The 13,917-nt window shown below is 35.6% G+C and carries 16 protein-coding genes; 4 read left to right on the forward strand and 12 right to left on the reverse strand.

Annotated features, from left to right (window positions below; genetic code table 11):
• Nucleotides 1–88: 88 nt before the first annotated feature.
• The 12 genes from EZV73_RS06920 to EZV73_RS06975 form a co-directional block, all read right to left on the reverse strand.
• Complete coding sequence (locus EZV73_RS06920) at nt 89–1,867, reverse strand: peptide ABC transporter substrate-binding protein (RefSeq protein WP_240839522.1); 1,779 nt, start codon at nt 1,865–1,867, stop codon at nt 89–91.
• Between the two features lie 40 nt (nt 1,868–1,907).
• Nucleotides 1,908–2,873 carry an ABC transporter ATP-binding protein gene (locus EZV73_RS06925; protein ID WP_240839523.1) on the reverse strand — a complete coding sequence of 322 codons (966 nt, stop codon included), beginning with the start codon at nt 2,871–2,873 and terminating at the stop codon, nt 1,908–1,910.
• Nucleotides 2,867–3,892, reverse strand: coding sequence for an ABC transporter ATP-binding protein (locus EZV73_RS06930; RefSeq protein ID WP_240839524.1), 1,026 nt, complete (start codon nt 3,890–3,892; stop codon nt 2,867–2,869). The genes EZV73_RS06925 and EZV73_RS06930 overlap by 7 nt, the downstream gene beginning before the upstream one ends.
• Before the next feature lie 10 nt (nt 3,893–3,902).
• On the reverse strand, nt 3,903–4,841 hold the full coding sequence (locus tag EZV73_RS06935; protein WP_330636968.1) for an ABC transporter permease: 939 nt from the start codon (nt 4,839–4,841) through the stop codon (nt 3,903–3,905).
• Between the two features lie 8 nt (nt 4,842–4,849).
• Nucleotides 4,850–5,782, reverse strand: a complete 933-nt coding sequence (locus EZV73_RS06940; protein ID WP_240839525.1) for an ABC transporter permease — start codon at nt 5,780–5,782, stop codon at nt 4,850–4,852.
• Nucleotides 5,783–6,268: 486 nt separating this feature from the next.
• On the reverse strand, nt 6,269–6,589 hold the full coding sequence (locus EZV73_RS06945) for a DUF6572 domain-containing protein (protein ID WP_240839526.1): 321 nt from the start codon (nt 6,587–6,589) through the stop codon (nt 6,269–6,271).
• A gap of 233 nt (nt 6,590–6,822) precedes the next feature.
• Nucleotides 6,823–7,578, reverse strand: coding sequence for a formate/nitrite transporter family protein (locus EZV73_RS06950; RefSeq protein WP_240839527.1), 756 nt, complete (start codon nt 7,576–7,578; stop codon nt 6,823–6,825).
• A 164-nt stretch (nt 7,579–7,742) separates the two neighbouring features.
• Complete coding sequence (locus EZV73_RS06955; protein WP_240839528.1) at nt 7,743–8,264, reverse strand: hypothetical protein; 522 nt, start codon at nt 8,262–8,264, stop codon at nt 7,743–7,745.
• A gap of 138 nt (nt 8,265–8,402) precedes the next feature.
• Nucleotides 8,403–9,482, reverse strand: a complete 1,080-nt coding sequence (locus EZV73_RS06960) for a phosphodiester glycosidase family protein (protein ID WP_240839529.1) — start codon at nt 9,480–9,482, stop codon at nt 8,403–8,405.
• Entirely contained in the window at nt 9,475–9,939 is a 465-nt protein-coding gene (locus EZV73_RS06965; RefSeq protein WP_240839530.1) for a hypothetical protein, read from the reverse strand. Before EZV73_RS06965 ends, EZV73_RS06960 begins: the two co-directional genes overlap by 8 nt.
• Before the next feature lie 12 nt (nt 9,940–9,951).
• Nucleotides 9,952–10,380: a GNAT family N-acetyltransferase gene (locus EZV73_RS06970; protein ID WP_240839531.1), complete on the reverse strand. Its 429-nt coding sequence runs from the start codon at nt 10,378–10,380 to the stop codon at nt 9,952–9,954.
• 87 nt (nt 10,381–10,467) lie between these two features.
• Nucleotides 10,468–11,274, reverse strand: coding sequence for a DNA-3-methyladenine glycosylase (locus EZV73_RS06975; RefSeq protein WP_240839532.1), 807 nt, complete (start codon nt 11,272–11,274; stop codon nt 10,468–10,470).
• Between the two features lie 167 nt (nt 11,275–11,441).
• On the opposite strand from EZV73_RS06975, the gene EZV73_RS06980 reads away from it, so the two are divergent.
• The 4 genes from EZV73_RS06980 to EZV73_RS06995 all read left to right on the forward strand — a co-directional run bounded on the left by EZV73_RS06980 (nt 11,442) and on the right by EZV73_RS06995 (nt 13,898).
• Complete coding sequence (locus tag EZV73_RS06980; protein WP_240839533.1) at nt 11,442–12,404, forward strand: aromatic acid exporter family protein; 963 nt, start codon at nt 11,442–11,444, stop codon at nt 12,402–12,404.
• 173 nt (nt 12,405–12,577) lie between these two features.
• Nucleotides 12,578–12,739, forward strand: a complete 162-nt coding sequence (rd, locus tag EZV73_RS06985; protein WP_240839534.1) for a rubredoxin — start codon at nt 12,578–12,580, stop codon at nt 12,737–12,739.
• 52 nt (nt 12,740–12,791) lie between these two features.
• The gene (locus tag EZV73_RS06990) at nt 12,792–13,334 is read left to right on the forward strand and encodes an NADH peroxidase (RefSeq protein ID WP_240839535.1); all 543 of its coding nucleotides are present in this window, start codon (nt 12,792–12,794) and stop codon (nt 13,332–13,334) included.
• 141 nt (nt 13,335–13,475) lie between these two features.
• Nucleotides 13,476–13,898, forward strand: coding sequence for a Fur family transcriptional regulator (locus EZV73_RS06995; RefSeq protein ID WP_240839536.1), 423 nt, complete (start codon nt 13,476–13,478; stop codon nt 13,896–13,898).
• Nucleotides 13,899–13,917: the final 19 nt, after the last annotated feature.

Genomic DNA, 13,917 nt, shown 5'->3' on the forward strand with positions numbered 1-13,917 from the left:
TATGGTATGCAACTAATATGTAAATATTCTCAAAATGTAAAAAGACTGTCTAAGACAGCCTTTCTACAGGGTAATGTTTTAAATGTGTTTATTCTTTACCATCGATATACACGCCTTTGAAATCGATGTAAGTAAATGAGTTTGAATAGTATCCCTTAACATAGTTTGCTCTGTAAGAAGATACTTCACCAAAGTATTTAGGTGCTATTACAGCTTCGTCTAATAATACTTTTTCTGCTTCCATGTAGATTAAACCTTTTTCATGAGAGTCAGAAGTGTTGATTGCCTTTTCTACAAGTGCATTAAACTCGTCAGCCTTAGGGCCAGCCCAACCAGTTTTTCCACCATGGTAGTAGCCTGTATTAGGACTTGTATGGAAGATATCAATTAAGTTAGATGGATCATCAACGTCTGCAGTCCAACCACCAACAGCGATATCATAGTTACCGTTTCTTACGTTATCCCACATGATGTTCCACTCAGTTAATTCGATTTGAAGGTCAATGCCTAAAGTATCTTTCCATAACTGCTTTAACCATTCTGCATCTTCTTTAGAGAACTCACCAGTACCTCTAGTTTGTAATGTGATGTCTACTAAAGCAGGATCTCTATCATAACCTAGTTCTTCTAATCCATCTAATAACAATGCTTTTGGATCTGGATTTTCCTTGATCAATGTTTTGATGTGCTCGTTCTCCCCCTTTGTAATATCAATGTATAATTCTTCACCACAGTGCATAACTGTAGGTACAACTGAATATGCTGGGAAACCGAAGTCATCACCAACTTCTTTGATATTCTTTTCTCTATCATAAGCTATAGATAAAGCTTGACGGATCTTCTTGTTTGCTAAGAACTCATTGTTTTGTTGGAACATTAAGAATTCTACATCTGCACCCGCTTCATTGATATAAACGAATTGACCCGTTGAATCTAACATTGAACGCCATTCTGGTTCACTGATACCAGCAGCATCAATTTCACCTGACATTAAAGCCTGAGCTCTAGGATTTTGCTCTTTAACAATTTTTCTAGTAATCTTTGTTAAATAAATATTCTCAGCATCCCAATAATGTGGATTTGGTACATAAACTAAATCAACTCCTTCGTTCCATTCAGAAACCATAAATGGACCATTACCTAAAGTTTTCTCTGGAGATGAACCATACTCATCACCAAACTGCTCAACAAAGTCTTTCTTTACCGGCTTATAAGTTGGGAATGAAGCAACTTGTAAGAAGTAAGATACTTTCATATTTAATTCAATTTGAAGTGTGTGATCATCAAGAGCTGTAACACCAACTTCTTCTCTAGTGCCTTCACCTCTGTTAAACTCACCGCCACCTTTGATCATAGCGTCTACCATCCACTCGTAGTCAGAACCTACTTCTGGATCAAATACACGTTGCCATGAGTAAACAAAGTCATGAGCTGTTAAAGGACTACCATCTGCCCATTTAGCATCATCTCTTAAGTTAAATGTCCAAACAAGACCGTCATCACTAACACTCCAGTCAGTTGCCACACCTGGTTCATAAGAAGCAGAACCATCTGCTGCTACAACGTATCTAACTAAGTTCTCATAAATTGGCGCCTGAACACCCCATACTGGAATCGAACCTGTTTTATGAGGATCTAAACCCGTTACAACTGAACCGTGAGAATAAGTATACTCTTGAACACTGTCCATTGCCATACTATCAGAAGTTGAATCACTTTCTGAACCACTAGCCGTTGATTCTGTTGTCTCTGTCGCCGTATTTGTACCTGTGTTAGTTTCTACAGCATTATCAGTGCCACCGCATCCTGTTAATACCATAGATAAGATAAGCGCTATCACGAGTACCATCATACCAAATTTTTTCACTATTTCCTCCCCCTTTTCATATATAACAAGCCTATGCTTATTAACAATCAAATAAATGACATGCAACGAAATGATTCGGTTCTACCTCTTTAATAACCGGTGTTACTTCATGACATGCTGTTTTTGCATGACGACATCTTGAAACAAATCGACATCCAGGCTTAGGATTGATTGGACTAGGGATTTCACCCTCTAGTTGAATCCTCTCCTTAGACTGGCTATAATCTGGATCCGGTTCAGGAATCGCCGATAATAGTGCTTGTGTATAAGGATGTAGTGGTTTTTCATATAAGTTTTCACTTGCTGTCATTTCCACCATATGTCCCATATACATAACGCCCACTCGATCTGATATATGCTTTACCATAGAAAGATCATGAGCTATAAATAAATAAGTTAAACCTAATTTTTCTTGAAGTTGAATCAGTAAATTAACTACCTGCGCTTGAATCGATACATCTAAAGCAGAAATCGGTTCATCACATACAATAAACTCTGGTTCTATAGCAAGGGCTCTTGCTATACCGATACGCTGTCTTTGACCACCTGAGAATTCATGCGGGAATCTAGAAGCATGTTCTTGGTTCAGACCAACCAAGTCCAGTAATTCATGCAGACGTTTTGTTCTAGCTTCACCCTTGTACATTTGGTGAATATCAATCCCTTCACAAATGATATCACCAACGGTCATCCTTGGATTTAATGAAGCATATGGATCTTGAAAAATAATCTGCATCTTCTTTGTTAAGTTGAATTTTTCCTTTGCTGAGACATCATGTATCTTCTCACCTTTAAAGTAAACTTCACCCTCTGTTGCATCATAAAGTCCCATGATGGTTCTGCCGCATGTTGTTTTACCACATCCAGATTCGCCTACCAGGCCTAGTGTTTCACCTAGATTGATATCAAAAGATACACCATCTACTGCTTTTAGTATCTGCTTTCTTCCTACTTTAAAGTGCTTTTTTAAATCACGTACTTCTACCAACACTTGTTTATCTAACATGTTTTGCCTCCTGTATATGACTCTACCTGATAATTGATATCCGGTGCTTTAGGATGCAAAAGCCAGCAAGCTGCCTGATGTCCACCATCGATATCTGTCACTTGAGGTGTTTTTTCCCTGCAGATATTCATACAATACTCACACCTTGCTGCGAATGCGCATCCCTTTGGAGGATCTAATAAATCTGGAGGGGTACCCTTTAAGGAATACAACTCTGACTTATTTTCAGTACCTAACTTTGGCACAGACTTAAGTAGTGCCCATGTGTATGGATGCTTAGGTTTATAAAATATATCTCTACATGTGCCGGTTTCAACGATTTCACCAGCATACATAACTTGAATTCTATCTGCGACTTCTGCAACAACTCCTAAATCATGTGTCACAAGAATTACCGCTGTATTAAGCTTCTTCTGTAATGATTTAATCAACTCCATAATTTGTGCTTGAATGGTTACATCTAAAGCCGTTGTAGGTTCATCTGCTATTAAAATTTTAGGATTACATGCAAGGGCTATAGCAATCATAGCACGCTGACGCATACCACCTGAAAACTCATGAGGGTATTGCTTAACCCTTGCCTCTGGATTTGGAATACCAACAAGATCTAATAACTCAACCACTTCACCGATAGCTTCTTTTTTAGACTTGCCTTGGTGGATCATAATCGATTCAGCTATTTGCTCACCGATTTTCATAGTTGGATTTAAAGATGTCATCGGATCTTGGAATATCATAGATATCTCCGATCCTCTAATGCCAACCATTTCTCTATCCGATATGCTTGTTAATTCTCTACCTTCTAAATAAACTTCTGATTCCTCGTGAATGAAAGCAGGTGGTGATGGTAGAATTCTCAAAATTGATTTTGAAGTAACTGTTTTACCACAACCCGACTCACCAACTATTGCTAAAGTTTCACCTTCATTTAAATGAAAACTCACACCTCTTACAGCTTGATTGACACCTGCATATGTATTAAAAGAAACCCTAAGATTTTTAACTTCTAAAATCTTCATATGACCTCCGTTATTGTCTAAGCTTCGGATCTAAAGCATCTGTCAATCCATCACCTATTAAGTTAAATGCCAACATAGTAAATACAATCATCAAACTTGGGAAAAATAGTTGATGTGGATAGAACATCAAAGACCCTCTACCAGATGCAGCCAGTGCACCCCAAGATGTTTGTGGTGGTTGTATACCTATACCTAAAAAGCTAAGTGTCGCTTCACTAAAGATAAACATCGGAATCGAGAATGTAATCGAAACCATGATGATCCCCATAGCATTCGGTAATAAATGCTTGGCAATGATTCTTTTTGTATTGCCCCCTAAGGCCTTTGATGCAAGTACAAACTCTTGATTTTTAATCTGTAGTACCTGGCCTCTTACAAGACGTGTGGTACCACCCCATGAAGTTAAGGTCATGGCTAATATCAAAGAAAACATGCCTCGTCCAAGTGTAATGGATAGTATGATTACAACAACCAAATACGGAATCGAAACAATGATTTCAACTGCACGCATGATGATGTCATCTACGACGCCACCCTTATAACCTGCTATACCACCTAATACAGCACCAATTGAGAACATAACAGCTGTACATGCAAGTCCGATTATGATTGAAACTCTACCGCCTACACACACTCTTGTAAATAAGTCTCTACCAGCTTGGTCTGTACCAAACCAGTGTTCAGCACTTGGTCCTTGATCTTTTATTTCATAGTCCATTCTTGTATAGTCATAACCTGTGATTGCAGGACCAAATATTGTGAAAAACACAACAATCACAAGCATAACAAGACCGATTAATGCTAACTTATTGTTTCTAAATCTTCTCCAAACATCTTTCCAATATGTCAAACTAGGTTTAGAAATCAGTTCAGAATCTAAATCTTCACACCCGATGATTTCAAAGGCATCATCCATTTCCTCAATTTCAATTGCTACTTTTTCTGCCATCATGCCTCCTAGTTCTTACCCTTGGCAATACGTATTCTTGGATCTGCAACACCATACATAATATCTACAACTATTAGAATGAAGATATAAAATGCTGCAAAGAACACGGTCATACCGATGATCATACTGTAATCAGAATCTTGAACCGCCTTAACATAATAGGAACCTAAACCAGGAATACCAAAGAATGATTCAAGTATGAATGAACCTCCAAATAAACCTGCTAAAGACGATCCCAACATGGTAATGATTGGAATAGATGCATTTCTAAGTACATGCTTTCTAATCAAACGCCCCTTAGAAACACCCTTTGCCTTTGCTGTTACAATATAATCCTCATTAATAACGCCGATGGTTGAGTTTCTCATATATTTTGTATAACCAGCCAAGCCACCAATTGTCATTGCAATTACAGGCATCACATAATGAATTGGATCACCCCAACCAAAGATTGGTGTCAGCTTCCATTTAAAGGCTACAAAATACTGCAAGAGTGCTGCAAATACGAAACTCGGTATACAAATACTGATAACAACCATTATCCGTATGACCTGATCTGCAATTTTTTCTCTAAATAGACCCGCCATTGTACCTAAGAACAAGCCTATTATCAACTGAAAAACAATTGCCAAACCTACTACTCGACCAGAAACTGGTGCATTTTTCGCAATAACTTCATTGACTGAACGTCCTACATATATATATGAATCACCCAAGTCACCCTGCACAAGGTTTTTCATATAAATGATATAGCGTTCAAACATGGACTTATCGAGTCCATATTTTTTTTCAATGGTTTCTCTTGCACTGTCTGGCAGCTGTCTGATTTTTGCCGAAACCGGATCACCAGGTGCCATGTTTACAAGTAGAAAAGTAAGCGTCACAATAATCAGCAAAGTGACAATGCCAATTACGACTCTTCTCCCAATGAAACGTAACATATTCTTCCTCCCCCCCAAATACGATGATAACAGTTATACTATAATTTATAGTTTATTCAACTAAAATTGAGGTATAAATATAACTATTTCATCTACAATTTAATAATACCTTAACTTTTTTGAAAAGACAAAACATTTTTTATTTTCAGTTAATTCTACTCAAAGCACACTTCAATCTTTTGTATATAATTAATAATTGAATATATACTAAATAATTTGAGTGATAATCACATTTATATACTATATTTTGTGTTTTACTCTAAAATTATAAATAATTCGAGTATATTATTGTAGTAGTATTTATTTATGGTATCAATAATGAACACTTATTTATGAACATATCACAATAGTATAATGTAAACTAGGACGCACATTTTATACTATAAAATAAAAAATTATACCTATGGTATAATTTAGACTAAAAAAGTATATATTGATTTGACTGATTTATGACATAAAAATTATGATAATACTAAAAAAACACCGCTAAAGCGATGTATAATTTCTAAACTTGATTTGATAACCCGTATCTTTTAATACTTGGTCAATTTGAGATAAGAAAGCCTGGCCCTCTTTAGTTGGATCATATTCAAAGACAACCTCAATGATGATTTCTTTATTGTACATTTCAGGATACTTATGATCATAAGCGCCATTTTCAACAAAGGCAATATAACCTAATATTTTTTCCTGTAACTCATCGATGTGCTTGCCAGCATTGTCCCAGTTCTGTTCATCCATAATAATCAAATGAACTGTATCTGTTTCCCTATTATAACCAACTAAGTCAATGTTATGTGTAACCATTCTCTTAACTCCTATTCATTATCAAAAGCATCCTATTTCAAAGCGACAGAATACACAACTATTTCTGATGCATTTTTTTATCATCTATATAATCATATCATATTTCCAAAAAAACTCAATTGTATGATAGATTCAAAGTAGGAACTCAGCACATCGAGTGCTTAGTACTTATGAAAACCAAGTTTTCAAACCAAAAAAGAAGCCTGATCATTTAGATCAAGCTTCATTATATATTATAATGCTAATTCTCTACCTTTGAAGTAGTTAACACCTGCGATTAAAATACCACCGCCAACAAAGTTACCTAATGTTACAACACCGAAGTTTGTTAAGATACCAGCGATTGTAATCTCAGCACCATTTAAGTAACCCATTGATAAGTAGAACATGTTTGCAACGATATGCTCTGTACCACTTAAAACGAATACACAAATTGGGAACCAAATTGCTAAAATCTTACCTGTAACATCATTTGCACTGTAAGCCATCATAACACCTGAACATACGATGATGTTACATAGTACTGCAGAAATAAACATCTGACTAATTGGCATAGTTGTCTTAGCTACAGAAACCTTTGCAACAATTTCTAGCATATGGTCACTGAAGATACCAGCACCTGTACTTAATGCAGCCATAATAACAGCACCTAGAAGGTTTGAACAGATAACGATAGCCAGTACTTTCATAAAGGCACCTAATTTTACTTCCTTCTTGTAAACAGCAAGTATTGCCATACAGTCACTCGTAAATAACTCACTACCTAATAATAAGATTGCGATGATACCTGTAGGGAATACTAAAGCGCCTAAGAATTTACCTAAGCCTGGGTCAGCTGTATAAGCTACTAACTTGAAGTAACCAATTGCACCTGTTGCAATAAACATACCAGCTAAGATACCTTGTAAAATAAGTAATCTAGCAGTTTTTTCAGTCTTAGACTTACCTGCTTTGACGATATAATCGACAAGTTGAATCAATGATTTCATTTTATCCTCCAAAAAATTAAATAATATCCTTTCGAAGAATATCACACTTGGATGAATTATACAAGAAAAATTTCAACATAATACAAATAAATTGAAGAAAAAACAAAAATAATAGGATTCGCCTTTAAAAGAAAGAAAAACACCAGCGAACTGGTGTCTAAAGCTTACTTTGAAACTTCTTGTAACTTTTCTTGAATGTATTGATTCATTTCAATATCACCGATCATGACACTGTCATCAACAAAGCTTGTTCTAATTCTAAAGAAGTTAATAAACAGCTTGTTATCGATGATTCTGTATTCATCATCGTGAATTGGTGAGAAGTATACTTCTAATGTTTCATACTTTGAATCTGATAACTTATCTACCATAGCATCTAAGTTTAACTTTTTAATAGGTGTGATCATTGAAGCTGTTAACTCAAGATCTTCCATTGCCCACATATTTAAGTTCCAGAACTTTCTCTCAACCTTGTTACCATCAAATGGCTCACGGTTTTTAATAGCAGAAAGTGCTCTTCTTACAGATTCTGCATTAAACTCATCATCATAAATAAGTTTTACTGCATCCATCTCTCCTAAATCATGAAAGAACTTTTCATCTACATGATCCTTTTCGCTTGCAGCAATCCAGAAGAAATGAAGTGCCTCTATTGCTTCAAGGTTTAACGTAATATTTTTTAACATAGTGACCTCCTTAATTTATTCCCACAAGCATCATAGCACTTTACATAGCCAAGTTCAATATCTAAAGCGTCTTTCCTTCAAGTCTATTCAAGAAAATACCAATAACTTCTTTATAAAGAAAAAAAAGACCTTTCGGTCTTATGGTAATACAATAAAATTATTAGCTACAGGTCTTTCATGACCATCAGATGGTTTGTTTAAAATCTGACCCTTAAAATACATAGCTGTAGAGCCACCGCCATCTAGATTGTAAGCATCTTTAACGCCTAATTCCAGTAGCTTGTCCTGAAGTCTCTCTAAGGTGATACCTGCAGAGTAGTCTCCTTGTCTACCGTCTACAACAATCACAATTAAGTCATCGTTGGCATATTGGCCGATAATGGTTCTAGGATGTTTGGTGTTCGCCCATGTAGATGGCAGTTCAATCTTTTCGCCTTTTTGAATGAGGATAGGAATAAAACTGACCCCTTGATAAGGCTTCATAGCCAAAACTTCTTCATGAGATTTTGGTACACCACCTACAAGGTCACCTTGTCTGTTGATGCCAACAAAGAACAAGTCTTCATTTGATTTAGGTACAAATTCCTGAATGACTTTGCCATCAACGACTGCACCACCAATCATAGTTGATACGATTTGTCCATTTACCTTACCAGCACCAAACCCGCCACCGTTTATGGCTAAGATTGCACCCGTTCTCTGACCGGCATCTGATGTCGTTTCTAACTTGCCGTTTTCTCCCTGAGCCAAGGACAGTTTAAAGACGTCAGAATCAAAGAGTTTGATCTTTGCGATATAACCTCTATAACCCAATTCAGCCAGCTCAAATATTTTAATTTCAGATGTATCACTTAAATAGAAATCAATGGGTTCACCAAGTGCTTTGGTAATACGCTGTTCGTAAATATCATCTGATAAATACTTTTGATCTTTACTGCTTTGAATGGTTTGATTGATTTTACTTGTAAACTCAGCAAATACTGATTCAAAGTGGTCCACCACGGTTTCAATATCTGTCATCCTGATAGAAAGCGCCCTCAAATCCGCAGATACTTCATCTATTTCAGTATCTATTGGATCAATGGTCTCATATGTAATCACTTCATCATAGTGTTCGTACATGCCTAGCTGTGAGTTGTCAGCATAAGATTTCGAAACCACTATTAAGACAATAACAGGTGCCAGTAAGAATAATAGAAAGACCCAAACCTTATTCATTTGGGGCCTCCAATAGGATATTTAGACTATCTTTTAACTCTTCTAACCTATTTTCTAGTTCTTGAATTCTAGTGCCTATTTCTGCCTGTATTTCTACAGAGTTAGTAACACTTGAATCAATGGTGTCAATAGATGATTTTAGAGAATTTACCTCCAATGAGAACAACTGAATATCTTCATTTAAGTTCTCCACTTGAGATCTTAAGTTTTCGATATCTGTGTTTAAGTCTTTAATTTCTACATTTAATGAAGCATTTTCTTCAACCAATGCTTGATGATTTTCCAAAGATCTCATTTCAACACGCAACATGGCATCATCAATGTATTTCTTACTCATATCAATGCCATATTTAACGATAAAGAGCCAAGCTGCTATTAAAACAACAATAATAAAACCCGTTAAAACTCCCTTTTGAATACGCTTCTTTTTCAATTCAGAACGTTCTACTTCACTCATAATTACTCCATTTTAACCCTTTAATCGACAAATGAATCTCACGACATCTGTGATCTGGTCATATTCTTCTTCTACTTTAAAGCCCAAATGCTTAAAGAATGCTACGTCTTTTTCTTCTGGAGAGACAATGATTTCGTCCACGCGTTCAGAATCTCTAACATACTTGATCAAGGCTCTCGCAATTCCTTTATTTCTGTGAGATTCATCTACTGCTAAATGCATAATCTCAACAAAAGCATTGTCTACTCTTCTAACGCCAACAATCCCTATAATTTGGTCTTCTTCACATACGTAAAATCTTCCCTGTTCCTTACCATAGATGCCATCTACAGCTGATTTGATTCTACCATCAGTTGGATTAAACATGGTCAATCTCATTAACTTTACAATGTCTTCATTTTCAATAATACTTTGGTGGTTTTCCCATTTATATATGTTCATATTTATCACTCCTCTAATCGAATTAATTGTAGCATACTCCCTTTTAAATAACAGTCTTTTAGCCTATCTGTAACATACTGAAATATATTAAATTTTTATGAACCTTCCATAAAAGAAAAGGTATTGTTGTATGATACCTGGATAGTAATCAAAGTAGTTTTTTATGAAGTCCGTCTCGTTTTTCGTCACACCATATTTCTTGTCTAAGACTTTTTTTATCCAAGTGTCTATAGGAAAACCATCACTTCTGTCATAACCAAACAATACAATACAATTGGCCACTTTTTCACCAACACCCTTTAGACGTAGCAGGGTCTCTTTTAGTTCCTTGTCTGACAAATCTTTTATAGCATATGGGTCAATGTTTCCACTTGTTATATCCTGAATCAGTTGATGGAGATACTTGTCTCGATAACCTAGACCACACAATCTATAATCGTCTACTGTGACCTGTATCAAATCTTCAGGACTTGGGAAGTCATAATAGTCTTTGCCTTCTATGGTTTTCAGATAAGTCCCGTAATGAGAAATCTTTTCCATAGCAGATGTGATTCTCTTGATGTTGTTGTTAGCAGAAATAATAAAAGATACGATTATTTCAAAAGGGTCTTGTTTTAAGATCCTTACCCCCCATCCATAAGCCATGGCCTCATCTAAAAAAACATCCTTGCCTTTATAATGATTGATTATGTCTTGATAATCTCTTTCTAAGTCAAAATAGTCTAACCAATAAGGATCTTCAGAATCTATTTCAATACCATCCTCTAGCTGCCTAGCATATATGACTTCATGATTGGCCACAATCACATACCCCTCTGAGTGTGGATACCATCTAAAGGTTTGACCGGATTCTGCAATTTGCTTTAAGTTTAAATTTCTATTTTTTATAATCATCTTTACTCCTCTTTATATTTAATATTAACAGATATCTTGTACTTTAAACATGAGAGACCAAGGTTTTTCCATCACTGATTAATCACCACTTGCTTTTATCAATAGGGCTTAATATAATCAATACAATAGCAGCAGCTATTTTACTATTAAACATGTGAGGATAGATTATGAGATGGTACAGAAGCATTAAAATAATTATAGGATTTGTAGCAGCAGCACTTTTTGCCAAGTTTATAGGCCTCGATTTTTATATTTCAGCAGGCATCATTACAATTCTCAACCTGCAGGATACAAAAAAATCATCTGTGAATGTGTCTGTAAGAAGACTCATTGCAGCAGTTATTGGCTTATCCATACAATATGCCATGTTTGAAATCCTAGGCTACAACATAAGAGTCTTATTTATTTTCATTGCAGTCTTTACCCCCTTGTCTTATAAGTTCAAGGTGAGAGAGGGCTTAATCGTCAATATCGTCCTAGCCTCTCACCTTTTAGTATATTCTGAAGTGACCATGCAGCACTTTTTAAATGAATTCACTCTAGTTCTCATTGGTGTTGTCATTGGCCTAATACTTTCTTTTCATGTGCCTCAAAAGGAAAAAAGAATATTAGAATTAATGGGTGAGATCGATCATTTAATTAAAGAAAACCTACATGCATTAAGTATGAACATCAATAACCTCTGTTTTATTGATGAAGAAGAACTGGATCTGGATAATCTGGTTAAAAAGATAAAAGTGGCCAGAGAAATTGCCAAAGAACAAATGGCAAACTACTATTCAAAAGACTATTCCTATTATTTGGAGTACTTTCAATTAAGGCTCTATCAAACACATAGAATCAAAATCATGAGAGAGCATTTGAACCAAACCTTTATTAATCAAGGACAGGCAAGACTACTTAGTGATTACACTTATAAGATGGCAAGAGCTTTTAGTCCTGAAAATGATGCCAAAGATTTATTAGATGAGTTAAACGCTATTCGTCAAGTGTTTGAGAATCTTCCCCTGCCAGATGACAGAGAGGGTTTTATTGAACAAGCAGCTCTCTTTTCATATCTAAATGATTTAGAGGAGTTCATTAAAAGTAAAATGCGTTTTATAGAATCTTATCCCAATATCAAATGGTGATAAATGACATTCAAAGAAGCCTAATAACATCCAAGATAGGATGTTATTTTATTATCAGAAAAGTTTTTTATAAAAATTCTAAAAACCTGTTGACAGATAGTAAAATCATATGTATTATTAATTTGTAATCATTACAAATTTGAAAAACAAACTATACATATGGAGGTACTATTATGAAAAACTATTTATGTGAACCATGCGGCTATATTTACGATCCAGTAGTAGGTGACCCAGATGGCGGTATCGCTCCAGGTACAGCTTTCGAAGATATTCCAGAGGATTGGGTTTGTCCAATTTGTGGCGTAGGTAAAGAATTTTTCACAGTTGCTGAATAATACATGGGCGTATGTTCAGACTATAACTTAAGATTATCGGGAGGAATTTAAAATGAAGAAATATGTATGTACAGTATGTGGTTATATCCACGAAGGTGATCAAGCACCAGAAAAGTGTCCACTTTGTAACGCACCAGCTGAGAAGTTCAACTTATTAGACGAAGAAGCAGATTTTGCTGACGGTCATGTTGTAGGTGTGGCACAAGGTGTTGACGAAAGAATCTTAGAAGGCTTAAGACAAAACTTCCAAGGCGAATGTATGGAAGTTGGTATGTACTTAGCTATGGCTAGAGTTGCTGATAGAGAAGGCTACCCAGAAGTTGCAGAAGCATTCAAGAGATATGCATTTGAAGAAGCAGATCATGCTTCAAGATTTGCTGAATTACTTGGTGAAGTAATCACTGATTCTACTAAGAAGAACTTAGAGTTAAGAGCACAAGCTGAGCATGGTGCTTGCGCTGGTAAAAAAGAATTAGCTACACTTGCTAAGCAATTAAACTTAGATGCTATTCATGATACTGTACATGAAATGGCTAAGGACGAAGCTAGACATGGTCAAGGTTTCAGAGGTTTACTAAAGAGATACTTTGGTTAATAATATCTAGGGGAATACAGTTATGTATTCCCTTTTTTAGACCTTATTTGACAAGATCAATTAAGACGTGTAAAATATTATTAGTACCATTTTGTAATAATAACAATTTTAGATTAATGATAAGAAAGGAAAGGTGCTTACATGAAAATGTCAATTGATGAAATAAAGAAACACTTGGCTGAGCATGGTGTAAAAGCGTCTTTACCAAGAGTAAAAATCTATGAATATCTAAACACATACAGGTCTCATCCAACAGTGGATGAAATCTATAACGCATTATCAGATGAGCTTATTACTCTATCAAAGACAACTGTTTACAACACACTTGACTTGTTTGTTAAACACAGGCTTGCCATTCAAGTGTTAATTGAAGATAATGAAGCAAGATATGATTCTGATACAAGCCATCATGGTCATTTTAAATGTATCAAATGTAATACGGTTTATGACTTCAATTATGATTTATCAACAGCTGACATTCCATCACTTCAAGGTTTTTCACTAGAAGAATATCACACATACATCAAGGGTGTATGCGATAAGTGTAATGGCGATGTCCACTAATCCCTACTGGGATTTTTTT

It is taken from the genome of Acidaminobacter sp. JC074, assembly GCF_022496765.1.
Lineage (GTDB): Bacteria > Bacillota > Clostridia > Peptostreptococcales > Acidaminobacteraceae > JABXKX01.